This window comes from Flavobacterium aquatile LMG 4008 = ATCC 11947, assembly GCF_000757385.1.
Classification (GTDB): domain Bacteria; phylum Bacteroidota; class Bacteroidia; order Flavobacteriales; family Flavobacteriaceae; genus Flavobacterium; species Flavobacterium aquatile.
Window position 1 is genome coordinate 238,254 of record NZ_JRHH01000003.1, and the last position, 25,694, is coordinate 263,947.

The 25,694-nt window shown below is 33.0% G+C and carries 32 protein-coding genes; 30 read left to right on the forward strand and 2 right to left on the reverse strand.

All coding sequences use genetic code 11. The annotated features are described in order from the left end of the window. The first annotated feature begins 5 nt into the window (after nt 1-5). The 30 genes from rpsC (at nt 6) to ctlX (ending at nt 23,463) form a co-directional block, all read left to right on the forward strand. Nucleotides 6-761: a 30S ribosomal protein S3 gene (gene rpsC, locus LG45_RS06945; RefSeq protein WP_035125653.1), complete on the forward strand. Its 756-nt coding sequence runs from the start codon at nt 6-8 to the stop codon at nt 759-761. A 19-nt stretch (nt 762-780) separates the two neighbouring features. Beyond that, entirely contained in the window at nt 781-1,206 is a 426-nt protein-coding gene (gene rplP / locus LG45_RS06950; protein WP_035125654.1) for a 50S ribosomal protein L16, read from the forward strand. A 13-nt stretch (nt 1,207-1,219) separates the two neighbouring features. Then, nucleotides 1,220-1,408 carry a 50S ribosomal protein L29 gene (gene rpmC / locus LG45_RS06955; protein ID WP_035125655.1) on the forward strand — a complete coding sequence of 63 codons (189 nt, stop codon included), beginning with the start codon at nt 1,220-1,222 and terminating at the stop codon, nt 1,406-1,408. A gap of 11 nt (nt 1,409-1,419) precedes the next feature. Next, complete coding sequence (rpsQ, locus tag LG45_RS06960; RefSeq protein WP_035125656.1) at nt 1,420-1,680, forward strand: 30S ribosomal protein S17; 261 nt, start codon at nt 1,420-1,422, stop codon at nt 1,678-1,680. Between the two features lie 2 nt (nt 1,681-1,682). After that, on the forward strand, nt 1,683-2,051 hold the full coding sequence (rplN, locus tag LG45_RS06965) for a 50S ribosomal protein L14 (RefSeq protein WP_007803649.1): 369 nt from the start codon (nt 1,683-1,685) through the stop codon (nt 2,049-2,051). 11 nt (nt 2,052-2,062) lie between these two features. Beyond that, the gene (gene rplX / locus LG45_RS06970) at nt 2,063-2,377 is read left to right on the forward strand and encodes a 50S ribosomal protein L24 (RefSeq protein ID WP_035125657.1); all 315 of its coding nucleotides are present in this window, start codon (nt 2,063-2,065) and stop codon (nt 2,375-2,377) included. Nucleotides 2,378-2,379: 2 nt separating this feature from the next. Next, complete coding sequence (gene rplE / locus LG45_RS06975) at nt 2,380-2,931, forward strand: 50S ribosomal protein L5 (RefSeq protein WP_035125658.1); 552 nt, start codon at nt 2,380-2,382, stop codon at nt 2,929-2,931. Between the two features lie 3 nt (nt 2,932-2,934). Next, the gene (gene rpsN, locus LG45_RS06980) at nt 2,935-3,204 is read left to right on the forward strand and encodes a 30S ribosomal protein S14 (RefSeq protein WP_035125659.1); all 270 of its coding nucleotides are present in this window, start codon (nt 2,935-2,937) and stop codon (nt 3,202-3,204) included. A gap of 140 nt (nt 3,205-3,344) precedes the next feature. Continuing rightward, nucleotides 3,345-3,743, forward strand: coding sequence for a 30S ribosomal protein S8 (gene rpsH / locus LG45_RS06985; protein ID WP_035125660.1), 399 nt, complete (start codon nt 3,345-3,347; stop codon nt 3,741-3,743). 14 nt (nt 3,744-3,757) lie between these two features. Further along, the gene (rplF, locus tag LG45_RS06990) at nt 3,758-4,300 is read left to right on the forward strand and encodes a 50S ribosomal protein L6 (RefSeq protein WP_035125661.1); all 543 of its coding nucleotides are present in this window, start codon (nt 3,758-3,760) and stop codon (nt 4,298-4,300) included. 11 nt (nt 4,301-4,311) lie between these two features. Further along, complete coding sequence (rplR, locus tag LG45_RS06995) at nt 4,312-4,665, forward strand: 50S ribosomal protein L18 (RefSeq protein ID WP_035125662.1); 354 nt, start codon at nt 4,312-4,314, stop codon at nt 4,663-4,665. A 3-nt stretch (nt 4,666-4,668) separates the two neighbouring features. Further along, nucleotides 4,669-5,193, forward strand: coding sequence for a 30S ribosomal protein S5 (gene rpsE / locus LG45_RS07000; RefSeq protein WP_089046918.1), 525 nt, complete (start codon nt 4,669-4,671; stop codon nt 5,191-5,193). A gap of 12 nt (nt 5,194-5,205) precedes the next feature. Then, on the forward strand, nt 5,206-5,388 hold the full coding sequence (rpmD, locus tag LG45_RS07005) for a 50S ribosomal protein L30 (protein ID WP_035125664.1): 183 nt from the start codon (nt 5,206-5,208) through the stop codon (nt 5,386-5,388). Nucleotides 5,389-5,400: 12 nt separating this feature from the next. After that, nucleotides 5,401-5,853: a 50S ribosomal protein L15 gene (gene rplO, locus LG45_RS07010; RefSeq protein ID WP_035125665.1), complete on the forward strand. Its 453-nt coding sequence runs from the start codon at nt 5,401-5,403 to the stop codon at nt 5,851-5,853. Nucleotides 5,854-5,865: 12 nt separating this feature from the next. Beyond that, nucleotides 5,866-7,209: a preprotein translocase subunit SecY gene (gene secY, locus LG45_RS07015; RefSeq protein WP_035125666.1), complete on the forward strand. Its 1,344-nt coding sequence runs from the start codon at nt 5,866-5,868 to the stop codon at nt 7,207-7,209. Between the two features lie 5 nt (nt 7,210-7,214). Further along, nucleotides 7,215-7,430: a translation initiation factor IF-1 gene (gene infA / locus LG45_RS07020; protein WP_007136545.1), complete on the forward strand. Its 216-nt coding sequence runs from the start codon at nt 7,215-7,217 to the stop codon at nt 7,428-7,430. Nucleotides 7,431-7,442: 12 nt separating this feature from the next. Then, on the forward strand, nt 7,443-7,559 hold the full coding sequence (gene ykgO, locus LG45_RS16265; RefSeq protein ID WP_081932050.1) for a type B 50S ribosomal protein L36: 117 nt from the start codon (nt 7,443-7,445) through the stop codon (nt 7,557-7,559). 2 nt (nt 7,560-7,561) lie between these two features. Beyond that, nucleotides 7,562-7,936 (forward strand): 30S ribosomal protein S13, encoded by a 375-nt coding sequence (gene rpsM / locus LG45_RS07025; RefSeq protein WP_035125667.1) that lies wholly within the window; start codon nt 7,562-7,564, stop codon nt 7,934-7,936. 8 nt (nt 7,937-7,944) lie between these two features. Beyond that, nucleotides 7,945-8,328: a 30S ribosomal protein S11 gene (gene rpsK, locus LG45_RS07030; protein WP_035125668.1), complete on the forward strand. Its 384-nt coding sequence runs from the start codon at nt 7,945-7,947 to the stop codon at nt 8,326-8,328. A 120-nt stretch (nt 8,329-8,448) separates the two neighbouring features. Continuing rightward, nucleotides 8,449-9,054, forward strand: coding sequence for a 30S ribosomal protein S4 (gene rpsD / locus LG45_RS07035; protein WP_035125669.1), 606 nt, complete (start codon nt 8,449-8,451; stop codon nt 9,052-9,054). 21 nt (nt 9,055-9,075) lie between these two features. Continuing rightward, nucleotides 9,076-10,068, forward strand: coding sequence for a DNA-directed RNA polymerase subunit alpha (locus LG45_RS07040; protein WP_035125671.1), 993 nt, complete (start codon nt 9,076-9,078; stop codon nt 10,066-10,068). Nucleotides 10,069-10,097: 29 nt separating this feature from the next. Continuing rightward, a complete protein-coding gene (rplQ, locus tag LG45_RS07045) occupies nt 10,098-10,595 on the forward strand; it encodes a 50S ribosomal protein L17 (protein WP_035125673.1) in 498 nt (165 codons plus the stop codon). 370 nt (nt 10,596-10,965) lie between these two features. Next, on the forward strand, nt 10,966-12,084 hold the full coding sequence (gene carA / locus LG45_RS07055; protein ID WP_035125682.1) for a glutamine-hydrolyzing carbamoyl-phosphate synthase small subunit: 1,119 nt from the start codon (nt 10,966-10,968) through the stop codon (nt 12,082-12,084). 144 nt (nt 12,085-12,228) lie between these two features. Then, on the forward strand, nt 12,229-13,521 hold the full coding sequence (eno, locus tag LG45_RS07060; RefSeq protein ID WP_035125684.1) for a phosphopyruvate hydratase: 1,293 nt from the start codon (nt 12,229-12,231) through the stop codon (nt 13,519-13,521). 261 nt (nt 13,522-13,782) lie between these two features. Continuing rightward, nucleotides 13,783-15,669, forward strand: a complete 1,887-nt coding sequence (locus LG45_RS07065; RefSeq protein WP_035125685.1) for a tetratricopeptide repeat-containing sensor histidine kinase — start codon at nt 13,783-13,785, stop codon at nt 15,667-15,669. Nucleotides 15,670-15,735: 66 nt separating this feature from the next. Beyond that, nucleotides 15,736-16,497 (forward strand): LytR/AlgR family response regulator transcription factor, encoded by a 762-nt coding sequence (locus LG45_RS07070; RefSeq protein ID WP_035125687.1) that lies wholly within the window; start codon nt 15,736-15,738, stop codon nt 16,495-16,497. An 84-nt stretch (nt 16,498-16,581) separates the two neighbouring features. Next, a complete protein-coding gene (locus tag LG45_RS07075; protein ID WP_081932052.1) occupies nt 16,582-19,893 on the forward strand; it encodes a DUF7619 domain-containing protein in 3,312 nt (1,103 codons plus the stop codon). 205 nt (nt 19,894-20,098) lie between these two features. After that, nucleotides 20,099-21,382, forward strand: coding sequence for a citrate synthase (locus LG45_RS07080; RefSeq protein ID WP_035125694.1), 1,284 nt, complete (start codon nt 20,099-20,101; stop codon nt 21,380-21,382). Between the two features lie 190 nt (nt 21,383-21,572). After that, nucleotides 21,573-22,487, forward strand: a complete 915-nt coding sequence (locus LG45_RS07085; protein WP_035125696.1) for a dimethylarginine dimethylaminohydrolase family protein — start codon at nt 21,573-21,575, stop codon at nt 22,485-22,487. A gap of 37 nt (nt 22,488-22,524) precedes the next feature. Continuing rightward, complete coding sequence (ctlX, locus tag LG45_RS07090; RefSeq protein WP_035125698.1) at nt 22,525-23,463, forward strand: citrulline utilization hydrolase CtlX; 939 nt, start codon at nt 22,525-22,527, stop codon at nt 23,461-23,463. Nucleotides 23,464-23,557: 94 nt separating this feature from the next. Here ctlX and LG45_RS07095 read toward each other — a convergent pair whose 3' ends face one another. Together LG45_RS07095 and LG45_RS07100 are read right to left on the reverse strand one after the other, a co-directional pair. Continuing rightward, the gene (locus LG45_RS07095; protein WP_035125701.1) at nt 23,558-24,994 is read right to left on the reverse strand and encodes an SDR family oxidoreductase; all 1,437 of its coding nucleotides are present in this window, start codon (nt 24,992-24,994) and stop codon (nt 23,558-23,560) included. Between the two features lie 47 nt (nt 24,995-25,041). Then, entirely contained in the window at nt 25,042-25,677 is a 636-nt protein-coding gene (locus tag LG45_RS07100) for a MarC family NAAT transporter (protein ID WP_052087516.1), read from the reverse strand. Nucleotides 25,678-25,694: the final 17 nt, after the last annotated feature.

The window sequence follows — 25,694 nt, forward strand, 5'->3', positions numbered from 1 at the left end:
TTAAGATGGGACAAAAGACAAATCCAATAGGAAACAGACTTGGTATCATCAGAGGATGGGATTCAAACTGGTATGGTGGAAATGATTACGGTGATAAAATCGCTGAAGATTATAAAATCAGAAAGTATATTCATGCTCGTTTATCAAAAGCTAGTGTATCAAAAATAATTATCGAGAGAACTTTAAAACTTGTAACCGTTACTATCACTACTGCAAGACCTGGTATTATTATCGGAAAAGGTGGACAAGAGGTAGACAAGTTGAAAGAAGAACTTAAGAAAATTACAGACAAAGAAGTTCAAATCAACATCTTTGAAATTAAAAGACCTGAGTTAGACGCTTATTTAGTTGCAACAAGTATCGCTCGTCAAATCGAAAGCCGTATTTCATACAGAAGAGCTATTAAAATGGCTATCGCAGCAGCAATGCGTATGAATGCAGAAGGTATTAAAGTTTTGATTTCTGGTCGTTTGAATGGTGCTGAAATGGCACGTTCAGAAGGTTTTAAAGAGGGAAGAATTCCTTTGTCAACTTTCAGAGCTGATATTGATTACGCACTTGGAGAAGCTCATACTACTTATGGTAGAATGGGAATCAAAGTATGGATCATGAAAGGTGAGGTTTACGGAAAACGTGATTTATCTCCACTAGTTGGAATGGATAAAAAACAAGCTTCTGGTGGAAAAGGTGGAGACTCTCCAAGAGGAGATAGAAAACCTTACAACAAAGGTGGTAAACCAGATGCACGTAAAAGAAAGTAATTTTTTAAATTAAAGAAAAATGTTACAGCCTAAAAGAACAAAATACCGTAAGGTACAAAAAGGTAGAATGAAAGGTGTTTCTCAAAGAGGACACATGCTTTCAAGTGGAATGTTTGGAATTAAATCTGTACATGAAAATGGTATGTTTTTAACTTCACGTCAAATTGAAGCTGCACGTATTGCTGCAACTCGTTTCATGAAAAGAGAAGGACAACTATGGATTAATGTATTTCCAGACAAACCTATAACAAAGAAACCTCTTGAGGTACGTATGGGTAAAGGTAAAGGTGCCGTTGAATATTGGGCTGCCGTTGTTAAACCCGGAAAAATTATGTTTGAAGTTGGAGGAGTTCCTTTGTCAGTTGCAAAAGAGGCATTACGTCTTGCGGCTCAAAAGCTTCCAGTAAAAACTAAGTTTGTTGTCGCTAGAGATTTCGAAGCATAATATACATAAAATTATGAAACAATCAGAAATTATTAGTCTGTCTACAGCTGAGTTACAAGTTAGACTTAGTGAAGTAAAGAAAACATACGCTGAATTAAAAACCGCTCACGCTATTTCACCAATTCAAAACCCTCTTCAAATTAGAACAATGAGAAGAGCGGTAGCAAGATTGGCAACTGAATTAAGCAAAAGAGAATTGTAATCTGCTGAAAGATGGAAGATAAAAGAAATTTAAGAAAAGAAAGAATTGGTGTAGTTACTAGCAACAAAATGGAGAAATCTATTGTTGTTTCTGAAACAAGAAGAGTAAAGCATCCAATGTATGGTAAGTTCGTGTTAAAAACTAAGAAATATGTTGCACACGACGAAACAAACGACTGTAACATTGGTGATACAGTAAAGATCATGGAAACAAGACCTTTATCTAAGTTGAAATGTTGGAGATTAGTTGAAATCATTGAAAGAGCTAAGTAATTATGGTACAACAAGAATCAAGATTAAAAGTAGCAGATAACACAGGAGCAAAAGAGGTTTTGACTATCCGTGTTTTAGGAGGAACGAAACGTCGTTATGCCTCTGTTGGAGATAAAATTGTAGTGTCAATTAAAGATGCAACACCAAACGGAAACGTGAAAAAAGGTGCTGTTTCTACTGCAGTTGTTGTACGTACCAAAAAAGAAGTGAGAAGAGCTGATGGATCTTATATCAGATTTGACGATAACGCTTGCGTATTGTTGAATGCTGCTGGAGAAATGAGAGGAACTCGTGTTTTTGGTCCGGTTGCCAGAGAACTTCGTGAAAAACAATTCATGAAAATTGTATCATTAGCACCAGAAGTGCTTTAATTCGATTAATGATGACAAAGTTAAAAATTAAATCAGGCGATGTAGTAAGAGTTATTGCTGGAGACCACAAAGGTACAGAAGGTAAAGTTCTTAGAGTTGACCGTGAGAAAAATAAAGCGATCGTTGAAGGTGCTAACATGGTTTCAAAACATACGAAACCAAGTGCTAAAAACCCTCAAGGTGGAATCGTTAAGAAAGAAGCTCCTATTCATATTTCTAATTTAGCTTTAATAGATCCAAAATCTAAAGAAGCTACAAAAACTGGAATTAGAGTAGAAGGAGATAAGAAAGTGAGATTTTCTAAAAAATCAAATCAAGTATTATAGTTATGGCATATATCCCTAGACTAAAAGAGGAATACAAGAGCAGAGTTATCGCTGCTCTTAAAGAAGAGTTCGGTTACAAAAACGTAATGCAAGTTCCTAAACTTGAAAAAATCGTTATTAGCCGTGGAGTTGGTGCAGCTGTATCAGATAAAAAATTAGTTGACTACGCAGTAGATGAATTAACTAAAATTACTGGTCAAAAAGCTTTAGCTACAATTTCCAAAAAAGACGTAGCGTCATTCAAACTAAGAAAAGGAATGCCGATTGGAGCAAAAGTTACTTTACGTGGAGAAAGAATGTATGAGTTTTTAGATAGACTTATTACTTCAGCTTTACCTCGTGTAAGAGACTTTAGCGGAATCAAAGCTACTGGATTTGATGGAAGAGGAAATTACAACTTAGGAGTTTTGGAGCAAATCATTTTCCCAGAAATTGATATTGATAAAGTAAACAAAATTTCAGGTATGGATATTACTTTTGTAACTTCAGCAAGCACTGATAAAGAAGCAAAATCATTATTAGCAGAATTAGGTTTACCTTTTAAAAAGAATTAAGACATGGCTAAAGAATCAATGAAAGCCCGCGAGGTTAAGAGAGAAAAAACGGTAGCTAAGTATGCTGAAAAGAGAAAAGCTTTATTAGAAGCTGGAGACTATGAAGGTTTACAGAAATTACCTAAAAATGCTTCACCAGTTCGTTTACACAATCGTTGTAAATTGACAGGTAGACCAAGAGGTTATATGCGTCAATTCGGTCTTTCACGTGTAACATTCCGTGAAATGGCTAACCAAGGATTAATTCCAGGAGTAAAAAAAGCTAGCTGGTAGTTAGTTTATTTGAGCAGATAATTGTACATTTGCCAGCTTTTAGCCGGTAACGTACAATTATCTGCTTTAAAAAATGAGTTTAATGGCTTCAGGTTCAGCGGAATAGTTCTTCTGAAAACCGTCGCCAAAATTTTATAAATATGTATACAGATCCAATTGCAGATTATCTTACGAGAGTTAGAAATGCAGTGAGAGCTAACCACAAAGTGGTTGAGATTCCAGCATCTAATCTTAAAAAAGAAATCACAAAGATTTTATTCGATCAAGGATATATCTTAAGTTACAAATTTGAAGACAACACCGTTCAGGGTTCAATCAAAATTGCTTTAAAGTATGATAAAGATACTAAAGAGCCAGTAATTAAAGATATCCAAAGAATTAGTAAACCAGGTTTACGTAAGTACGCAGGTGCTTCTAAATTACCAAGAATCTTAAATGGTTTAGGTATTGCTATTGTTTCTACATCAAAAGGATTGATGACTGGAAAACAAGCTAAGCAATTAAATGTTGGTGGAGAAGTAATTTGTTACGTATACTAATTAAAAGCTAAACGATGTCAAGAATAGGTAAAAATCCAGTTGCAATCCCTGCCGGAGTTACTGTTGAAGTAGCAGAAGGAGTGGTTACAGTTAAAGGAAAATTAGGTCAACTTACACAGGAGTTTTCGGACGTAACTGTTAAAATTGAAGAAGGTCAAGTAATTGTTGAGAGATCATCAGATCACAAAGACCAAAGAGCTAAACATGGTTTATACAGATCATTAATCAATAACATGATTATTGGTGTATCTACTGGTTTCACTAAAGAATTAGAGCTTGTGGGTGTGGGATACAGAGCTTCAAATCAAGGTCAAAAACTTGATTTAGCTTTAGGATTTTCTCATAATATCGTTTTAGAAGTTGCGCCAGAGGTTACTTTGGAAACAATTTCAGAAAAAGGTAAGAACCCTATCGTAAAACTTACATCTTATGATAAACAACTTTTAGGTGCTATCACTGCGAAAATTAGAAATTTCCGTAGACCAGAACCATATAAAGGAAAAGGTATCAAGTTTGTAGGTGAAGTATTAAGAAGAAAAGCAGGTAAATCAGCTTAAAAATATAGATTATGTCATTAACAAAATCTGAAAGAAGACAGAGAATCCAGTATAGAATAAGAAAGATTGTAAGCGGTACTGCTGCAAGACCAAGACTTTCTGTATTCAGAAGTAACAAAGAAATCTATGCTCAGCTCATAGACGATGTCAATGGTGTTACTCTATTAGCTACTTCATCTAGAGATAAAGGAGTAGATTCTAAAGGAACAAACGTAGAAGTTGCTACACTAGTTGGAAAATTAGTTGCAGAAAAAGCGTTACAAGCCGGTATCGATACAGTAACTTTCGATAGAGGAGGTTATTTATATCACGGTCGTATTAAATCATTAGCAGAAGGCGCAAGAGCGGCTGGACTTAAATTCTAATATATTATGTCTAAATATAAAAATGTAGAATTAGTAAAACCTAGTGGTCTTGAATTAAAAGATCGTTTGGTTAGTGTAAATCGTGTTACCAAAGTAACAAAAGGTGGTAGAGCTTTTGGCTTTTCTGCAATTGTTGTTGTAGGTGATGAAAATGGAGTAGTTGGTCACGGATTAGGAAAATCTAAAGACGTTTCTGAAGCAATTGCGAAAGCAGTAGAAGATGCTAAGAAAAATCTAGTAAGAATTCCTTTAAGTGGACAATCTGTTCCTCACGAACAAAAAGGTAAATTTGGTGGAGCTCGTGTATTCTTAATGCCTGCATCTCATGGTACAGGAGTTATTGCTGGTGGTGCTGTTCGTTCAGTATTAGAATCAGTAGGTATTCACGACGTATTATCAAAATCTCAAGGGTCTTCTAATCCACACAACGTGGTGAAAGCAACTTTTGATGCATTACTACAAATGAGAAGCGCTTACACTGTTGCAAAACAAAGAGGTGTTTCTTTAGAGAAAGTTTTTAAAGGTTAATTCAAGGAAATTATGGCTAAATTATTAGTAAAACAAGTTAGAAGTAAAATCAACTGTCCTCTTACACAAAAAAGAGGTTTAGAGGCTTTGGGTTTAAAAAAAATGAATCAAGTTGTAGAACATGATTCAAACCCAACTATCCTTGGAATGATCAATAAAGTTAAACACTTAGTTTCCGTAACGGAAGTTAAATAACAATTTATAGTTATGAATTTAAGTAACTTACAACCTGCTGAAGGTTCTACGCACAATCAAAACAAAAGATTAGGTAGAGGAGAAGGTTCTGGTAAAGGTGGTACTTCTGCAAGAGGTCACAAAGGAGCAAAATCTCGTTCTGGTTATTCTAAGAAAATTGGTTTTGAAGGAGGGCAAATGCCACTTCAAAGACGTGTACCTAAGTTTGGTTTCACAAATGTTAATAGAATTGAGCATCAAGGTGTAAATCTTGATACGCTACAAGCTTTAGTTGATAACGGAATTGTAACCGATACTGTAGATTTCTCAGTATTAGTTGAAAACCGTTTAGCTACCAAATCTGAATTAGTGAAGATTTTGGGTAGAGGAGAATTAAAAGCAAAATTAAAAGTAACTGCTCACAAATTTACTGCTACTGCAAAAGCTGCAATTGAAGCAGCGGGTGGAGAAGCAGTAACATTATAATATTCTGACTTTATGAAGAATTTTATTGAATCGTTTAGAAATGTTTGGAAAATTGAGGAGTTAAAGAATAGAATTCTTTGGACTCTTGGTTTATTAGTTATTTATCGCTTTGGCGCTCACGTAACTTTACCTGGAATCGATGCTACTCAATTGGCTGGGCTTGAAGGACAAACAAAAGAAGGAATAGGATCTATTCTTGATATGTTTACTGGAGGTTCATTCTCTAAAGCATCTGTTTTCGCATTAGGTATCATGCCTTACATTTCTGCTTCAATTGTAGTTCAGTTAATGGGAATAGCAATTCCTTACTTGCAAAAATTACAAAAGGATGGTGAAAGTGGAAGAAAGAAAATTAACCAAATAACACGTTGGTTAACAATCGGAATTACACTTCTTCAAGGTCCAGGTTATATCTATAACTTGTACAGAACTATCCCTAATAGTGCATTTTTGTTAGGTTTTGATTCGTTTTCATTCTTATTTTCATCAGTTTTAATTTTAACCACAGGTACAATTTTTGCAATGTGGTTGGGAGAAAAGATAACTGATAAAGGGATTGGAAATGGTATTTCATTATTGATTATGGTTGGAATTCTTGCAAGATTGCCTGAAGCATTTTTACAAGAGGTTACTTCAAGAATGGAAGGAGCTAACGGAGGTTTGATGCTAATTGCTATTGAAATTATTGTTTGGATGCTTGTTATTATAGCTTGCGTACTTTTAGTAATGGCAATTAGAAAAATTCCAGTGCAATATGCAAGAAGAACGAATGCAGGTGATTTCGAACAAGATATGTTAGGTGGAAACAGACAATGGATTCCATTAAAACTTAATTCAGCAGGTGTTATGCCGATCATTTTTGCGCAAGCAATTATGTTTATCCCTGCAGCTTTAGCTGGTTTATCTCAGTCAGAAACATCGCAATCAATTGCAGGTGCGTTTAGTAATATGTTCGGATTTTGGTATAATTTAGTATTTGCTTTATTAATCCTTATCTTTACATTCTTTTATACAGCAATTACAGTTCCTACAAATAAAATGGCAGATGATTTAAAGAGAAGTGGTGGATTCATTCCAGGTATTAAGCCAGGTGTTGAAACTTCAGATTTTTTAGATAAAATCATGTCATTAATAACATTTCCAGGCGCATTATTCCTTGCATTAATTGCTGTGTTCCCAGCTTTAGTAGTAAGTATTGGTGTTCAACAATCTTGGGCTATGTTCTATGGCGGAACTTCTTTGATTATTATGGTAGGAGTTGCAATCGACACTATTCAACAAATAAACACTTATTTATTGAATAAGCATTATGATGGTTTAATGAAAAGTGGTAAAAATAGAAAAGCAGTAGCTTAATTTTTATGGCAAAACAATCAGCAATAGAACAAGACGGATCAATAATTGAAGCATTATCAAATGCTATGTTCCGTGTAGAATTAGAAAACGGACATATCGTTATCGCACACATCTCTGGAAAAATGCGTATGCATTACATTAAATTGTTACCTGGTGACAAAGTAAAACTAGAAATGAGTCCTTATGATTTGTCTAAAGCAAGAATCACTTACAGATACTAAAGTTATTTAAAAATGAAAGTAAGAACATCAGTAAAGAAAAGAAGCGCAGAATGTAAGATTGTGCGTAGAAAAGGAAGATTATACGTTATTAACAAAAAGAATCCTAGATTTAAACAAAGACAAGGATAATTATGGCAAGAATAGCAGGGGTAGATATACCTAAAAACAAAAGAGGTGTTATAGCACTTACCTATATCTTCGGAGTAGGAAAAAGTAGAGCTATTGAGGTTTTAGAAAAAGCTCAAGTAAGCCAAGATATTAAAGTTCAAGATTGGAATGATGACCAAATCGGAGCAATTCGTGAGGCAATTTCTTTTTACAAAATTGAAGGAGAACTACGTTCAGAAACTTCATTAAACATCAAACGTTTAATGGATATCGGTTGTTACAGAGGAATTCGTCATAGATCTGGTCTTCCATTAAGAGGACAAAGAACTAAAAACAATTCTAGAACAAGAAAAGGTAAAAGAAAAACTGTTGCTAACAAGAAAAAAGCAACTAAATAGTAAGTAATATGGCTAAAGCAAGTACAAAAAAACGTAAGGTTATTATTGAATCTTCAGGCGAAGCTCATATTAGTGCTACCTTTAACAACATCATCATCTCGTTAACAAACAAGAAAGGTGAAGTAATTTCTTGGTCTTCTGCCGGTAAAATGGGTTTCAGAGGTTCAAAAAAGAATACTCCTTATGCAGCTCAAATGGCTGCCGAAGATTGTGGTAAAGTAGCATTAGAAGCTGGATTGAAGAAAGTTAAAGTTTATGTAAAAGGTCCAGGTAATGGAAGAGAATCTGCTATCAGATCATTACATAACAGTGGAATTGAAGTAACAGAAATCATTGACGTTACTCCAATGCCTCACAACGGATGTCGTCCTCCAAAAAGACGTAGAGTATAATTTTTACTGTTTTTTCAGTAAATAATACAACTATAATTAAGTATAACAAGAGAAAGAACAAAGATTATCGAAGGATTTATTGACCTGAATTCATAATCTCTATCTCAAAACAATTTTAAAATGGCAAGATATACTGGTCCAAGTACTAAAATCGCTCGTAAATTTGGCGAAGCAATTTTCGGAGCTGATAAAGCATTCGAAAAAAGAAATTATCCTCCTGGACAACACGGGATGGCTAAAAAAAGAGGTAAAAAATCTGAATATGCTGTCCAGTTGATGGAAAAGCAAAAAGCTAAATATTCTTATGGAATTTTAGAAAAACAATTCAGAAACTTATTCGAAAAAGCAGCAGCTTCTAAAGGTGTAACTGGTGAAATCCTTTTACAATTATGTGAAGCACGTTTAGATAACGTTGTTTTTAGAATGGGAATCGCTTCTACAAGAAGAGCAGCAAGACAAATCGTTTCTCACCGTCACATTACTGTAAATGGTGAATTAGTAAACATCCCATCATACCACTTAAAACCTGGTGATGTAGTTGCAGTTCGTGAAAAATCAAAATCTTTAGAGTCAATTGAACGTTCTTTATCAAACTCTAGTCATGTTTATGAATGGATTACTTGGAATAATGATACTAAATCTGGTACGTTCGTAACTGTTCCTGCTAGACTTCAAATTCCAGAAAACATTAAAGAACAATTAATCGTAGAGTTGTACAACAAATAATAATTGACACTAGTCTAAATTATGGCAATATTTAATTTTCAAAAGCCCGATAAAGTTATCATGATCGATTCAACCGATTTTGAAGGTAAGTTTGAGTTCAGACCTTTAGAACCTGGTTACGGATTGACAGTTGGTAATGCACTTAGAAGAGTTTTACTTTCTGCACTAGAAGGTTATGCTATCACATCTACAAGAATTGAAGGTGTTGAGCATGAGTTTTCTACTATTTCAGGAGTTGTTGAAGATGTTACAGAAATTATCCTTAATCTTAAACAAGTACGTTTCAAACGTCAAATTGAAGATATCGATAACGAATCAGTAACTATATCTATAACTGGTAAAGAGCAAATTACTGCTGGCGATTTTCAAAAGTTTATCTCTGGTTTTCAAGTTTTAAACCCAGATTTAATCATCTGTAATCTAGATTCAAAAGTTAATTTCAACATGGAATTAACAATTGAAAAAGGTAGAGGATACGTTCCTGCAGAAGAAAATAAAAAGCAAAATGCTGCTATCGGTACAATCTTTACAGATTCTATCTTTACACCAGTGAAGAACGTGAAATATGCTATTGAAAATTTCCGTGTTGAGCAAAAAACAGATTATGAAAAATTAGTTTTCGAAATTAAAACTGATGGTTCAATCAATCCAAAAGACGCTCTTACTGAAGCTGCAAAAGTATTAATTCACCACTTCATGTTATTCTCAGATGAGCGAATCACTCTTGAGGCAGACGAAATCGCTCAAACAGATTCATACGATGAGGAATCATTACATATGAGACAATTGCTTAAAACTAAGCTTGTCGATATGGATTTATCTGTAAGAGCATTAAATTGCTTAAAAGCAGCTGAAGTTGATACATTAGGAGACCTTGTCTCTTTTAACAAACACGACTTAATGAAGTTCCGTAACTTCGGTAAAAAATCGTTAACAGAACTAGATGAACTTGTAGCTGTTAAAAATTTAACCTTCGGAATGGATTTGTCAAAATATAAATTAGATAAAGACTAGTTTCTTTATCAAGTTAAATAGCATTTAAAATGAGACACGGAAAAAAATTCAATCACTTAAGCAGACAGACTGGACATAGAAAATCTATGTTAGCTAATATGGCTTGTTCATTAATTGAACACAAACGTATTAACACAACTGTTGCTAAAGCAAAAGCGCTTAAACAATTCGTTGAGCCTTTAATCACTAAATCAAAAGAAGATACTACTCACAATCGTCGTATAGTATTCGCTTACCTTCGCAACAAATACGGAGTTACTGAACTTTTTAGAGAAGTAGCTGCTAAAGTTGGTGATCGTCCAGGTGGATACACTCGTATCATCAAAGTTGGAAACCGTTTAGGTGATAACGCTGATATGGCAATGATCGAACTTGTAGATTTCAACGAACTTTACAATGGTGGTAAAAAAGAAGAGAAAAAAGCTAAAAGCCGTCGTGGTGGAAAAGCTAAAAAAGCTGAAGCAACTGTTGCAGAAACAGAAGCTCCAGAAACTACTTCAGAAGAAACTACTGATAAAGCAGAATAATGAATTCAATTTCATAAATATAAAGGATAAGCTAGTACTAGTTTATCCTTTTTTTTATGTTCCAATTGTAAATAAATATTCTGTAAAATTAAGGAGCGAATGGCTCGGGCTTTATCAGTAATCCATGTTCCTGCTTTCCGCAGTATCTTTATTATTTTAAAGAAAAATAATAAAGGATACTTGCTCCAATCAGGGCTAAAGAAGAAACTAAAGGAATGTTTATAAACTTTTACAAAACAACACTCAAATAATTGCAAGATTTGAGTTAATAAAATAACTTTGCAAAACACAATACAACACTACTAAACTACAAATAATGACTCGAGCAGAGCGACTGCGTTTGACCATTAAAAACAAATAACTACAACAAATGAAGTACACGACAAGACCACAAGCCATACTTTTACTTGCAGACGGAACCATATTCTACGGCAAATCAATCGGAATCTCAGGAACAACTTTTGGTGAAGTATGCTTTAATACCGGAATGACAGGTTACCAAGAAATTTTCACCGATCCATCGTATTTCGGACAAATAATGGTAGCCACAAATCCGCACATAGGAAATTACGGCGTAAATGAAAACGAAGTAGAATCAGAAAAAATAATGATTTCTGGATTAGTTTGTAAAAATTTCAGCTTCAACCACTCACGTCCAGATTCAGAAAGTAACTTATACGATTATTTCGAAAAACAAAATCTAGTGTGCATCTCAGATGTAGATACAAGAGCGTTAGTTGGATACATAAGAGACAACGGAGCACAAAATGCCGTAATCTCAACAGACGGAACTTCAATCGAAGAACTAAAAAAACAACTAGAAAATGTTCCAAATATGGTTGGTTTAGAACTAGCTTCTAAAGTTTCAACCAAAGAACCCTATTTCTTCGGAAACGAAAATGCAACTTTCAAAATCTCAGCTTTAGATCTTGGTATCAAAAGAAACATCCTAAGAAATCTAGCAAAAAGAGATTGCTACATAAAAGTTTTTCCATACAATACTTCTTTCGAAGAGTTAAAGTCTTTCAATCCAGACGGATATTTTCTGTCAAATGGTCCTGGTGATCCTGAGCCTTTAGAAGGTGTTATAAATGTTGCTAAACAAATTATCAATACCGACAAACCAGTTTTCGGAATTTGTCTTGGTCACCAAATCATCGGGTTAGCCAACGGAATTTCTACCTATAAAATGTTCAATGGTCACCGCGGAATCAATCATCCTGTAATGAATGTTTTAACTGGTAAAGGTGAAATTACATCTCAAAATCACGGTTTTGCTGTAAACAGAGAAGAATTAGAAAAAAATCAAGATTTAGAAATTACACATTTCCACATAAATGATAACACTGTGGCTGGGATGCGAATGAAAAATAAAGATTGTTTCTCTGTACAATATCACCCAGAAGCAAGTCCTGGTCCACACGATTCAAGTTATTTATTCGATGAATTTATAACAAACATCAAAAACAACAAAAGCGTTTTAGCCTAATTCAAGTTGTTTGCTAAAATTATAAATCACTAAAACGATTGCGTTTATAAGTTTTTTTTAATTAACGAATTTACATTTTAACTTTCTGTAAATTTGTAGTATTAACAAAAACGGCAACCATAAATTAACAAATAATCATAAACAATGAGTATTATTATCAAAATTCACGCAAGACAAATTCTTGACTCAAGAGGAAATCCTACAATAGAAGTAGATGTTGTTACAGAAAACGGTGTTTTAGGTCGTGCTGCTGTTCCATCTGGAGCATCAACAGGCGAACATGAAGCAGTAGAACTTCGCGATGGTGGAAAAGCATTCATGGGTAAAGGAGTTTTAAAAGCGGTTGAAAATGTAAATACAACAATTGCTTCTGAATTACTTGGAACATCAGTATTCGAACAAAATCATATCGATCAAGTAATGATTGATTTAGATGGAACTCACAATAAATCGGTTCTTGGTGCTAACGCAATTTTAGGAGTTTCTTTGGCCGTTGCAAAAGCTGCTGCCAATGAATTAGGATTGCCTTTATACCGTTATATCGGTGGTGTTTCTGCCAACACATTACCAGTTCCAATGATGAACATCATCAACGGTGGTTCACATTCGGACGCGCCAATTGCGTTTCAAGAATTCATGATTATGCCAGTAAAAGCAACTTCTTTTACACACGCAATGCAAATGGGAACTGAAATTTTCCATAATCTTAAGAAAGTACTACACGATAGAAATCTTTCTACAGCTGTTGGCGACGAAGGTGGTTTTGCACCAAATCTTGCTGGCGGAACAGAAGATGCTTTAGATACAATTAAAAAAGCGGTTGAAAACGCTGGTTATAAATTTGGAGACGAAATTATGATTGCTCTTGATTGCGCTGCTTCAGAATTTTATGTGGACGGAAAATACGATTACACAAAATTTGAAGGTGCAACTGGAAAAATTAGAACATCAAAAGAACAAGCAGAATATTTAGCTTCTCTTGCTGCCAATTATCCAATTATTTCTATTGAAGACGGAATGTATGAAGACGATTGGGAAGGTTGGAAATATTTAACAGAATTAATTGGAGATAAAACACAATTAGTTGGTGACGATTTATTTGTAACTAATGTACAACGTTTAGCAACCGGAATTGAAAAAGGAATTGCCAATTCAATTTTAGTAAAAGTAAACCAAATCGGAACTTTAACAGAAACAATAGCTGCTGTAAATATGGCTCATAATGCAGGTTATACATCAGTAATGTCTCACCGTTCTGGAGAAACTGAAGATAATACTATTGCTGATTTGGCCGTAGCTTTAAATTGTGGTCAAATTAAAACAGGTTCAGCTTCTCGTTCAGACCGTATGGCAAAATATAACCAACTTCTTCGTATTGAAGAAGAACTTGGTGCAACTGCTTACTTTCCAGGAGTAAAAGCTTTTAAGCAAAAATAATTTTCAAAATTTGTTCCTTTAAAGAAGGATAAATCTCAATATTTTAACCCTGTATGAATTTTAACTCATGCAGGGTTTTTTATTTCAAATTCTAACCCAAAGTCATCGAATTCTAATTTGTCGTTCTCCATATTAAAGTAAAGACTATTTTTGTTACTCAATTTAGAATTTCGGTATATGCAGATTATAAAATATTTAGTGGTTCTTTGTCTTTGCTTTTCTTCTTCGATTTCTTTTTCGCAGAATAAAAGGATAGATAGTTTGACTTTAGTATTAAATCGAGTTAAAAATGATATCGACAAAGCGCAAACATTAAATGCAATTGCCGACGAATACAAAACTTCAAATCCAAAATTGATGGTTGAATTTGCTACCAAAGCATTGCAATTATCAAAAAAAATCAAATTTAAATTAGCCGAGGGAAATGCCTATTTGAATCTAGGAAACTCCAATATCATATCTGGTAATTATCCAATTGCAATTCAAAATTTTACCTTAGCTCAAGAATTATTCGAAAACGAAATCAATGCCAATTCCAAAAATAATTTAGACATTAAAAAAGGCTTAGCAAAAGCTTATGGCAGCATCGGAATCGTTTTTTCAGAGCAAAGTAATTATGCAAAAGCTCTAAAATATTATCTAAAGTCGGTAAAAATTTATGAAGAGATAAATGATTTTGAAAAATGTGCTAAGTTGTACAACAACATCGGAATTGTGTATAAATCGCAATCTTCCAATTTTAAAGCACTCGAATATTTTACAAAAGCACAGCTAATTCAGGATGAGTTAAAGGATCCCAATGTTGGAATAACGCTCACGAATATTGCTAATTGTTATCTACATGAAAAGAATTTTGATAAAGCTCTTGAATATTATGCTAATGCCAAAATTAGTTTAGATAAAAATCCAAATCCGAGAGCTCTTGGTGAATGGTACAATAATTTTGGGTTATTTTTTAAAGCTACAAACAATCCTGCAAAAGCAATTGAAAACTGGAATTTGGCAATTGCGACTTTCTCAAGTATTGAAGATAAATTTGGTGTTGCAGATACTTATATTTATCTGGGACAATTGTATTTAGACCAAAATAAACTGTCTGAAGCATTGAATTCTGCCAATAAATCACTTCAGTTGGCAAAGGAAATTAACGTTTTAGAACAAATAGTAATTTCAGAAAAATTGTTGAGTGATATTTATTCTAAACAAGGAAATTCTGATCAAGCATTACTTCATTACAAGTTATTTAGCAAAGCAAATGATAGTTTGGTTAACGAAACCAATATTAGAAAAAGTGTTGAAGAAGAAATGAATTTTGAGTTCGAAAAACGTGAAGTTTTACAAAAGAAAGAACTTGAAAAAAAAGAAATCCTACTAAAGGAACAATCGAAAAGAAATAAATTACAAATCTTTTTTGCCGTTTTATTAGCGTTATTATTGTTCGGAATTATCTTTTTAATTTACAACAGAATGCAACTTAAAAAGACGTTAACGCTTCAAAAAGAATTGGCAGAATACGAACAGAAAGCGTTGCATTTACAGATGAATCCACATTTTGTATTCAACTGTTTGGGTTCTATTTCTAGTTTTATTGTTCAAAACGGAACCGATTCTGCTGTGAAATATTTATCGAAGTTTTCTAAACTAATGCGATTAACATTAGAATATTCTAAAGAGGCTTTAATTCCGATTGACAAAGAAATTGAAAGTTTACAAAATTATTTAGAATTGGAACAATTGCGATTCAATCAGAAATTTGATTTTGTGATTAATAAAAGTAGAGCGATTGAAGATGATACCGCTTTGCCACCATTATTGTTACAACCATTTGTGGAAAACGCTATAATTCACGGATTAATTCCAAAAGCTGAGAAAGGATTGATTACTGTCAGTTTTTCAATCGATGGAGAAAGTTTAATTTGTAGTATTGAAGACAACGGAATCGGATTTGATAAATCAAAAGAAATTAAGGAAACATTGGTTTCGGTTCATAAATCAATGGCTTTAGATATTACCAAAAAAAGATTGGAAATGATGGAAGCCTCAACAGCTCAAAAAGCCAACGTAGAAATTAAAGAAATAAAAAGCGAACAAGGTGAAATTCTTGGCACAAAAGTGATTCTGAATTTGCCATTACAATACATTAAGTGATTAGTAAATAGCTTTTGAAGTTTGCTAATCACTAATTACTAATTACTCTTTACTAAAAGAAGATATATGATTACAGCAGTTTTAATAGACGACGACCAAAATTTAAGAAGCGGAATGAAGCAACTGCTCTCAAGATATGCACCAGAAATTGTCATTATTGGTGAAGCCGATAGCGTAAAAAGTGGCGTAGAAGCAATGGATAATTTGCAACCACAAGTTGTTTTTTTAGACATTCAAATGACTGATGGAACAGGGTTTGACGTATTGGAACAAATTGCACAGCGCAAAGGGAAATCAACGTCACATATTGTTTTTATTACAGCTCACGAACAATATGCTATAAAAGCATTCCGATTTAGTGCATTAGATTTTCTATTAAAACCGGTTGATCCAGACGAATTAGAAAAGGTAATTGCAAAGATTAAAAACGTCTTGGTCAAAAATGACGATTACTCGCACATCGATTTATTGTTGGAAAACATTCGAAAAAAAGTAGATAATTTTAAACGAATTGCACTTTCTAACTCCGATGGAATTCATCTTTTTGAAGTGAGTGATATCATTCGATGTGAAAGCGAAGACAATTACACCAAGTTTTTTATTAAAAATTCGAAGCCAATTTTAATTTCAAAAACATTAAAAGAATACGAAGATTTATTGACCGAACATGGATTTGAACGCATTCATCAATCACATTTAATCAATATTGCTTATTTAAAATCATATATAAAAAAAGATGGAGGATATGTTGTCATGGCCGACGACAGTAATCTTCCAATTTCACAACGAAAAAGAGAACGCTTGCAAGAATTATTAAAAACATTATAGCGAATTCTAATTTAAAATCATCGAATTCTAAATTACCAAAATAAAACCAAAAAACTGATATAACTTTATCATAAATTAATCAATATGAAAAAATATTTATACTTAATCTTGCTAATGTCTGGCTTTGTAAATGCGCAGATAGGAATCAACAATCCAACGCCTTACAGTGTTTGTGAGGTTCAGCCAAACAGCAACGTTGCATTGTTCTACTTACCGTTCAAAAATTACGAAATTTTTGGTGCTCTAAATCCAAACAATTATACAATAGAGTATTATTCAGATTCGGATATGACAATGCCAATTAGTACACCTTATTCATCATCGAATACAACTATTTACATCAAAGTAATTGATAATTCTAATCCTTCAATTTCTCAAAATACAAGTTTGGATTTAATTGTAAAATCCAAACCTCAAGTTTCTGTTACGGTTACTCAACCAACATGTAATAGTGAAAGTAGTGTCTTTTTTTCAGGGTTGCCTTCAGGCAATTGGTTTTTGAGAATTAATGGTTCTAATAGTTTACTATCTTATAATACGCCGACACATCTTATTTCTAATGTTGCTCCAGGAGATTATACTTATGAAATAATTTCTTCTGGCTTTTGTTATAGTGATCCTTATTCGGTTACGATTACAGCGCCAGTTGGTGTTCCTATTGTGAGTTTGCCACCAGAATTACATCACTATGAAAATCCGTTTGATGGTATAATGTCTTTTAATTTAACATCACATCAAAATAACATCATTGGAAATCAAACTGGAATTAATTTAATTTATTATACAAGTAATACAGATGCTCAAAATGATACAAACGCTATAGCAAATCCAACTGCCTATCAAAACTTAACTAATCCACAAACTATTTGGGTTAGAGCAGTTAATACGTCTACAAATTGCTACCAAATAACAGATTTTAAAATTAAAGCTTTTGATTCAAGTACTATTGTAAATATACCAGATTCAAATTTTAAAGCACGTTTATTATCAGCTAATTATACTAATCACATTGCTTTTGTACAAATTGGCGGAAATGGTAGTTATGGACAGATTGATATTAATTTGGATGGTGAAATTCAAAACACAGAAGCTTTAAATGTGAATGAATTAAATGTTAATTCGGCACTTACTACTCAGAAAATAAGTAGTTTAGCTGGAATAGAAGCTTTTACAAATATTTCTAATTTAAATTGTTCATCAAATTTGCTAACCGATCTTAATATTACAAATTTGATTAATAACTACTTATGGAGTCTAGATTGTTCCTATAATAATTTACCTACTTTTAATTATAATAGTTTAGGAAATAACCTAAGTGTATTAAATTGTTCAGGAAACAATATATCCAATCTAAATATTAGTAATTTGTTAGGTTTAACCGATCTTAATTGTTCTAATAATCAATTGTCAGCTTTAGAAATTGCGCCATTTCATTTACAAAAGCTTAATTGTAGCATTAATCAAATTTCGACATTAAATTTTGGATATCCTCAAGAAATGATAAATTTAGATGTATCTCAAAATCTTCTAACAAATCTTAATTTAGCTTCTTTTTCGTCAAGTTTAACTTATTTAAGATGTGATGGTAATACTATTTCAAATTTAGATTTTTCTAATGTTAACCCAACGCAAGTTTCATGCGGCCCAGTTTCAACACCAATTCAAATAGAGAACTGTACAAATCTTCAATATTTTAGATTAATTGATACACAACAAGGTAGTATAAATTTCAATAACTTAGTTAATTTGAATGATGTTTATTTTTGGAACACAAATATTGAAGAAATTGATTTATCAAATGCAACAAATTTAAATGACTTTAGTGTTGTCAATGCACAAGATTTAACATACATTAATCTTAAAAATGGGCAAACTTGGAGCGGAACTATAGGGAATTTTTACTCTTATCCTATTCAGGTTTCTAATTGTCCAAGTTTATTATTTATTTGTGCAGATGAAAATAATATTTCTAATTTGAATACAGTTCTAAATTACTATTCAGTTCAAAATGTTCAGATAAACTCTTACTGCTCATTCACGCCTGGTGGAGATTACAATACCATTACAGGTGCAATGATTTTTGATGCAAATACAAACGGTTGCGATGCATTAGATTTACCACAACCAAATATTAAAATAAACATCAACGATGGAACAGCGCAAGGTTCGACCTTTACAAATAATTCTGGAAATTATAATTTTTATACCGAAACAGGAAGTTTTGTGGTAACTCCATCAGTTGAGAATGCTTCTTATTTTACTTTTTCCCCAACAACAGCAACAGTTCCTTTTGCAAATGATAATAACAATATTGTAACTCAAAATTTCTGCATTACTGCAAATGGCGTTCACCCTGATTTAGAAATTGTAATTGCTCCAATTGTTCCAGCTCGACCGGGATTTGATGCTGTGTATCAAATAGTGTATAAGAATAAAGGAAACCAAACCTTGTCGCAATTATACGGAGTTAATTTCTTCTTCAATCAAAATTTAATGGATTTCGTATCCGCAACAACAACACCTTCTACAGTTGGTCCAGGTTCATTGTCTTGGAGTTATACCAATTTGCTTCCATTTGAAAGTAGAAGTATTTACGTAACGGTTAACATTAATACACCAACAGATACAACCAATCCAGTTAATATTGGCGATATTTTACAGTTTACAACTTCAATTTTACCAATGGCTGGCGACGAAAGTACAGTTGATAATACTTTTTTATTCAATCAAACGGTTGTAGGTTCCTTTGATCCAAATAATATAATCTGTATGGAAGGAACAGTGGTTTCACCATCAGAAATAGGTGATTATCTTCATTATGTTATCAATTTTGAAAATACAGGAACTTCTGAAGCTGAGAATATTGTTGTACAAACCGACGTCAACGTAAATGATTTTGACATCAGTTCACTTCAAATGTTAGCTACATCGCATAACGCTTACATAAAAGTGGTAAATAATCAAGTCGAATTTATTTTCCAAAATATCATGTTGGAAACTGGTGGACATGGAAATGTTTTATTAAAAATACGTTCTAAATCGAACCTTGTAACTGGTGATGTTGTTTCTAAAAAAGCCGATATTTTCTTCGATTATAATTTCCCAATTGATACCGGAATGGCAAATACAACGTTTCAAGCATTGAGTACTGGTGAATTTGTGAGTGATAATTCGATAAATGTTTATCCAAATCCTGCAGCGAATTTTGTGACTATTAATTCTGATAGTACTATCAATTCAATTCAACTTTACGACGTTCAAGGAAGATTATTACAAACTAAAATCGAAAATAACGCAGAAGTAACCTTTGATATTTCTAATCAATCAAACGGAATTTATTTCTTCAAAATACAATCTGATAATGGAGTTAAAGTAGTTAAGTTAATAAAAGAATAGTTTAATTAGGTTATTAGAAGATGAAAGCGTGCTTAGGTGCGCTTTTTTCGTTTTTGATTCTATTTCAAAATTATTCAACTATACTAATCTTGCATCTTTTATAATAAAATTAACGAAATCGTTATATTATTTGTTTTTTAATTCATTTGGAATTCCATAAATTTGTTAAATTATAATTTATCAGACTTAATTTCCAATTTATATCATGTCAAAAACTGCAATATTAGAATACGATGGCAAAAAATATGAGTTTCCTGTAATTGTAGGAAGCGAAAATGAACCAGCTATCGATATTGAAAAACTACGTGCTTTAACAGGCGCTATAACTTTAGATCCAGGTTATAAAAATTCAGGATCATGTAAAAGCGATATCACTTTTCTAGATGGTGAAGAAGGAATTCTTCGTTACAGAGGATATTCTATTGAAGATTTGGCCGAAAAAGCCGATTTTCTTGAAGTTGCTTATTTAGTAATTTTTGGAGAATTACCTACAAAAAAGCAGTTGTCTCAATTTGAAACCGATATCAGAAAGTACACTTTGGTAAACGAAGAGATGAAAAACATCATTGATGGTTTCCCAAAGACGGCGCATCCAATGGGAGTTTTATCTTCATTAACTTCGGCATTAACTGCTTTTAATCCAAAAGTTGTCAATGTAGAAAATGAAACCGAAATGTATGAAGCGGTTTGTAAAACAATGGGTAAATTTTTAGTAATTGCCACTTGGACTTATAGAAAAATGATGGGTTACCCATTAAATTATTACGATAATACACAAGGTTATGTTGAAAATTTTATGCAGTTAATGTTTAAACTTCCAACTTCACCATATTCTGCAAATGCATCTGTTGTTGCAGCTTTAGACAAATTATTTATTCTTCATGCCGATCACGAACAAAACTGTTCTACATCAACAGTTAGAATTGTAGGTTCATCTCACGCTGGATTGTTTGCTTCAATTTCTGCTGGAGTTTCTGCACTTTGGGGTCCACTTCATGGTGGTGCAAATCAAGCTGTTCTTGAAATGTTAGAAGATATTCAAAAAGATGGTGGTGACGCCGATAAATATTTGGCGAAAGCTAAAGACAAAGATGATCCATTCCGTTTAATGGGATTTGGTCATAGAGTTTACAAAAACTTTGATCCAAGAGCAAAAATCATTAAGAAAGCTGCAGATGAAGTTCTTGCAACATTAGGTGTTGACGATCCAATTCTTCAAATTGCTAAAAAATTAGAAGAATCTGCTTTAGTTGATGAGTACTTTGTATCAAGAAAATTATATCCAAACGTAGATTTCTATTCTGGTATTATTTACCGTGCATTAGGAATTCCTACAGATATGTTTACCGTTCTTTTCGCAATTGGACGTTTGCCAGGTTGGATTGCTCAATGGAAAGAAATGCGTGTTAACAAAGAACCAATTGGAAGACCAAGACAAGTTTACACTGGTCATCCTTTAAGAGACTTTGTTGCAATGGATAAAAGATAATTCATTCTTTATAAAATAAATAAAAAGCTTCACTCAATGTGAGGCTTTTTTTATGATAATAACTTTAAAATTATTTAATTGATAATTTAACTACTTAATTAATAACAAAACTTCATTAATCAATCCGCTTTTTTTATATTTGTGAACACTTACACTAGTAAATCAGCTAAGTAATGTTAAACGCTATTTTATGCTACAATTAAATGTAAAAAACGAAACCTCACGATTAAGGGCTGTGGTGTTAGGATCTGCATTAAATAACGGACCAACACCAACAAAAGAAGAAGCTTACGACCCAAAATCATTAGAACACATCATTGCAGGAACGTATCCAATTGAAAAAGATATGGTTCAAGAAATGGAAGCTTTTAATAAAGTTTTTCAAAGATACGATGTGAAAGTTTTCCGACCAGAAATGATCGAAAACTACAACCAAATTTTTACACGCGACATCGGATTTGTAATTGATGATGTTTTTGTAAAAGCTAATATCTTGCCAGATAGAAATAGAGAATTAGACGCTATTCAATATGTTTTAGATCAAATAAATCCATCAAAGATTGTTCGTCCACCAGAGGAAGTTCATATAGAAGGTGGCGATGTAATGTTATGGAACGATTACATTTTTATAGGAACTTACAAAGGTTCAGACTATAAAGATTACATTACAGCTCGAACCAATATGCAAGGAGTTCAATACATAAAAGAGTTATTCCCAAATAAAATTGTAAAAGAATTTGATTTAGTAAAATCAAAATTAGAAGCTCGTGACAACGCACTTCATCTTGATTGTTGCTTTCAACCTGTAGGAAAAGACAAAGGAATCATCTATAAAAGTGGTTTTCGCGAAGAATCAGACTATGTTTATTTAGTGAATTTATTTGGTAAAGAAAATCTGTTTCACATTACTCGTGACGAAATGTATAATATGAATTCCAATGTATTTTCAATTGATACCAACGTAGTAGTTTCTGAAAAGAATTTTACCAGATTAAACAATTGGTTACGTGAGCAAGGATTTACAGTTGAAGAAATTCCATATGCCGAAATTGCAAAACAAGAAGGTCTTTTAAGATGTTCTACTTTGCCTTTGATAAGAGATTAATTTACTAAAAAGACAAACAAACTTAAAAAGCAATAAAATGAACCAAACAACAAACTCAATTTTAATGATTCGTCCAGTTGCTTTCCGAATGAATGAGCAAACTGCTGTTAACAATTATTATCAAAAAGTCCTTGACGGATTAACTCCAGCAAATGTCAATGAAAAAGCACAACAAGAATTTGATGCTTTTGTAAACAAATTAAGAATGGTTGGTGTTGATGTGACTGTGGTTGACGACACACTAAATCCAGACACACCAGATAGTATTTTCCCGAACAATTGGATTTCTTTTCACGAAAATGGTGATGTAGTTTTGTATCCAATGTTTGCCGAAAATCGTCGTGCAGAAAGACGAGAAGATATTCTAGATATTCTTGAAGATAACGGATTCCAAATTAACGACGGAATTATGGATTACACCCAAGCCGAAGAAGATGGTTTTTATCTTGAAGGAACTGGAAGTGTAGTTTTAGATCGTGAAAATGGTAAAGCATATTGCGCACTTTCACCGCGTGCCGATGAAGAATTATTCATAGAATTTTGCGAAGATTTCGATTTGAATCCGATAATTTTTGAAGCCTATCAAACGGTTAATGGCGAACGAAAATTAATTTATCATACTAACGTAATGATGTGTATTGGTGATACTTTTGCGGTAATTTGTGCCGATTGTATTGATGATAAAAAAGAACGCAAAATGGTTCTAGACAGCTTAAAATCGGATGAAAAAGAAATTATTTTAATTTCTGAAGATCAAATGAACAACTTTGCAGGAAACATGTTAGAAGTTTTAGGATCAGATGAAAGAAGATATTTGATTATGAGTTCATCAGCTTACAATGCCTTAACCAAAAAGCAAATTGCACAATTAGAAGAACACATCACCATTTTACATTCAAGTTTAGATACCATCGAAGCTTGTGGCGGCGGAAGCGCACGTTGTATGATGGCAGAAGTTTTCTTGCCTAAAAACTAAATAGAAAAACAACAAATTATAAATCCCAAATTCCAATCTGATTAAATTGGAATTTGGGATTTTTGTTTGAACTTCAAATTATTACCTCGTACTTTTATTTCAAAGGTTCCGACTTTATAATGTTATCAATCATTCCGCCGAAAATAAAAAAATGAAAAGGAACTAAAGAATACCAATACAACCTACCAAAAATTCCTCTAGGTCTAAAAGTTGCAATTTGATGCAATGTATTTTCTTCATCAATTCTAAATTCGAGCCAAGCTTCGCCAGGTAATTTCATTTCTGCAAAAAGCAACAATCTCTTTTCCTCTTTATTGGCTAAAAGTACACGCCAAAAATCTAAAGCATCACCAGTATCTAAATGTCTTGGATGGGTTCGACCACGACGTGTTCCAACGCCACCAACAATTTTATCAAGAAATCCACGTGTTTGCCACATCCAATTTCCATAATACCATCCGCGTTCTCCGCCAATGGTCCAAATATTATCCAATGCTTTTTCAATATCGACCACTTTCCTCTTTTGATGATCTTTCAAACATCCGTATTTCGGAATCTGAATAAATTCTGATAAATTATGTTCAAATCTTCCACTAACTAAACTGTCTTTCCAACTCGAAATAACTAAATTCTGTTCAATTTTTATGAAAGCCAAATTGATGGCTTCAACGTATGTTATAGGTTTAATTTTTAAAATTCTCTGAAGTCGATTGTCTTTACAAACCACTTCCATTTTCATGCTATTGACTAAGTTTATTGCCAATTTATACGAAGTTGAAGTCACAAAATACAACCAATAAGAAGATAATTTTGGTGTCATGAAGGGTAATGTAATCACAGCCAATTTTATCTTTCTCGTTTTGGCATACAACAACATCATTTCCTTGTAAGTAATTACATTTGGTCCACCGATATCAAACGAATCGTTGTAGCAATCTTCTCGCAATAAAACACCAATTAAATACTGAATTACATCTCTAATAGCAATAGGTTGACACTTGGTTAAAACCCATTTTGGAGTAATCATAATCGGCAATTTTTCACATAAATCCCGAATGATTTCAAAGGATGAACTTCCAGAACCTACAATAATTCCTGCTCGTAAAACCGTAGTTTTGAAATTACCTTCGAATAAAATATCTTCTACGTTTTTTCGTGATTGTAAATGTTTAGAAAGAACTTCGGTGTTAACAATTCCACTTAAATAAACTACTTGCTTTACACCAATTTCGTTCATGTAAAGATTGAAATTATTAGCAGCTTTCGATTCGAGCGTATCAAAATCGGTTGTTGATGAAGTCATCGAATGAATCAAATAATACGCAACATCAATATCTTTTGGAAGATTAGAAAAATCTACTTCATCTAGAAAATCTACTTCCCAAATATTAATGGCATCAAGCGTTGCTTTGTCAAGACCTAATCTTGTTTTGTCGCGAACACAACATACTACTTCATGACCTTCTGTAAGTAATTCGGGCAAAAGTCGCCTTCCTACATAACCATTTGCGCCAGTTAAAAGAATTTTCATAAGTTCAATTTTGTATAAAGTTAATCAAAATCGAACTTAAACAGTAGTTAAATTCCTCGGATAATTGTTAATACCGAACTGATAATATATTGAATTCCAATTGCCACCGTCAAGAAACCTACAATTCTAGAAATAGCAACAATTCCAGAAGCTCCAAGATATTTAGCTAAGTAATTGGCACTTCGTAAAATGATAAAAATAAGTAAAGAAACCGTAAAAATTGCAGCTACAGAAGCAGATATTTCGGCAGTATTATTATGATCTTGGTAATACGCAATCAATAAAGATATTGAACCCGGACCAGCAAGCATAGGCATTGCCAAAGGTGTAAGTGCAATTGAATTTCTGTTTTGAGAATCTTCTTCGACTTCTTTGCTAATTCCTTTTTGCTTCTTCGGATTAGCATTTAGCAATCCAAATCCAGAACTGGCAATCAAAATTCCACCAGCAATTCGAAGTGCCGAAATCGTAATTCCGAAAAATCGCAGCACATATTCACCAATAAAAAACGAGATAATTAGAATAATACAAACATTAATTGCGGTCCATAAAGAAACCCGAGAACGCTCGGCTTTTTCATAATCCTGTGTCAATCCAACAAATATCGGAATCGCACCAAACGGATTTAAAACCGAAAATAAAGCACCAATCAAGACAAAAAATGTATTAAAAAAAATCTCCATTTATTCAACTTTAAATT

Coding starts and splice junctions, on each gene's coding strand:
- rpsC (WP_035125653.1), top strand. CDS start 6: ATGGGACAAAAGACAAATCCAATAGGAAACAGACTTGGTATCATCAGA.
- rplP (WP_035125654.1), top strand. CDS start 781: ATGTTACAGCCTAAAAGAACAAAATACCGTAAGGTACAAAAAGGTAGA.
- rpmC (WP_035125655.1), top strand. CDS start 1,220: ATGAAACAATCAGAAATTATTAGTCTGTCTACAGCTGAGTTACAAGTT.
- rpsQ (WP_035125656.1), top strand. CDS start 1,420: ATGGAAGATAAAAGAAATTTAAGAAAAGAAAGAATTGGTGTAGTTACT.
- rplN (WP_007803649.1), top strand. CDS start 1,683: ATGGTACAACAAGAATCAAGATTAAAAGTAGCAGATAACACAGGAGCA.
- rplX (WP_035125657.1), top strand. CDS start 2,063: ATGACAAAGTTAAAAATTAAATCAGGCGATGTAGTAAGAGTTATTGCT.
- rplE (WP_035125658.1), top strand. CDS start 2,380: ATGGCATATATCCCTAGACTAAAAGAGGAATACAAGAGCAGAGTTATC.
- rpsN (WP_035125659.1), top strand. CDS start 2,935: ATGGCTAAAGAATCAATGAAAGCCCGCGAGGTTAAGAGAGAAAAAACG.
- rpsH (WP_035125660.1), top strand. CDS start 3,345: ATGTATACAGATCCAATTGCAGATTATCTTACGAGAGTTAGAAATGCA.
- rplF (WP_035125661.1), top strand. CDS start 3,758: ATGTCAAGAATAGGTAAAAATCCAGTTGCAATCCCTGCCGGAGTTACT.
- rplR (WP_035125662.1), top strand. CDS start 4,312: ATGTCATTAACAAAATCTGAAAGAAGACAGAGAATCCAGTATAGAATA.
- rpmD (WP_035125664.1), top strand. CDS start 5,206: ATGGCTAAATTATTAGTAAAACAAGTTAGAAGTAAAATCAACTGTCCT.
- rplO (WP_035125665.1), top strand. CDS start 5,401: ATGAATTTAAGTAACTTACAACCTGCTGAAGGTTCTACGCACAATCAA.
- secY (WP_035125666.1), top strand. CDS start 5,866: ATGAAGAATTTTATTGAATCGTTTAGAAATGTTTGGAAAATTGAGGAG.
- infA (WP_007136545.1), top strand. CDS start 7,215: ATGGCAAAACAATCAGCAATAGAACAAGACGGATCAATAATTGAAGCA.
- ykgO (WP_081932050.1), top strand. CDS start 7,443: ATGAAAGTAAGAACATCAGTAAAGAAAAGAAGCGCAGAATGTAAGATT.
- rpsM (WP_035125667.1), top strand. CDS start 7,562: ATGGCAAGAATAGCAGGGGTAGATATACCTAAAAACAAAAGAGGTGTT.
- rpsK (WP_035125668.1), top strand. CDS start 7,945: ATGGCTAAAGCAAGTACAAAAAAACGTAAGGTTATTATTGAATCTTCA.
- rpsD (WP_035125669.1), top strand. CDS start 8,449: ATGGCAAGATATACTGGTCCAAGTACTAAAATCGCTCGTAAATTTGGC.
- LG45_RS07040 (WP_035125671.1), top strand. CDS start 9,076: ATGGCAATATTTAATTTTCAAAAGCCCGATAAAGTTATCATGATCGAT.
- rplQ (WP_035125673.1), top strand. CDS start 10,098: ATGAGACACGGAAAAAAATTCAATCACTTAAGCAGACAGACTGGACAT.
- carA (WP_035125682.1), top strand. CDS start 10,966: ATGAAGTACACGACAAGACCACAAGCCATACTTTTACTTGCAGACGGA.
- eno (WP_035125684.1), top strand. CDS start 12,229: ATGAGTATTATTATCAAAATTCACGCAAGACAAATTCTTGACTCAAGA.
- LG45_RS07070 (WP_035125687.1), top strand. CDS start 15,736: ATGATTACAGCAGTTTTAATAGACGACGACCAAAATTTAAGAAGCGGA.
- LG45_RS07075 (WP_081932052.1), top strand. CDS start 16,582: ATGAAAAAATATTTATACTTAATCTTGCTAATGTCTGGCTTTGTAAAT.
- LG45_RS07080 (WP_035125694.1), top strand. CDS start 20,099: ATGTCAAAAACTGCAATATTAGAATACGATGGCAAAAAATATGAGTTT.
- LG45_RS07085 (WP_035125696.1), top strand. CDS start 21,573: ATGCTACAATTAAATGTAAAAAACGAAACCTCACGATTAAGGGCTGTG.
- ctlX (WP_035125698.1), top strand. CDS start 22,525: ATGAACCAAACAACAAACTCAATTTTAATGATTCGTCCAGTTGCTTTC.
- LG45_RS07095 (WP_035125701.1), bottom strand. CDS start 24,994: ATGAAAATTCTTTTAACTGGCGCAAATGGTTATGTAGGAAGGCGACTT.
- LG45_RS07100 (WP_052087516.1), bottom strand. CDS start 25,677: ATGGAGATTTTTTTTAATACATTTTTTGTCTTGATTGGTGCTTTATTT.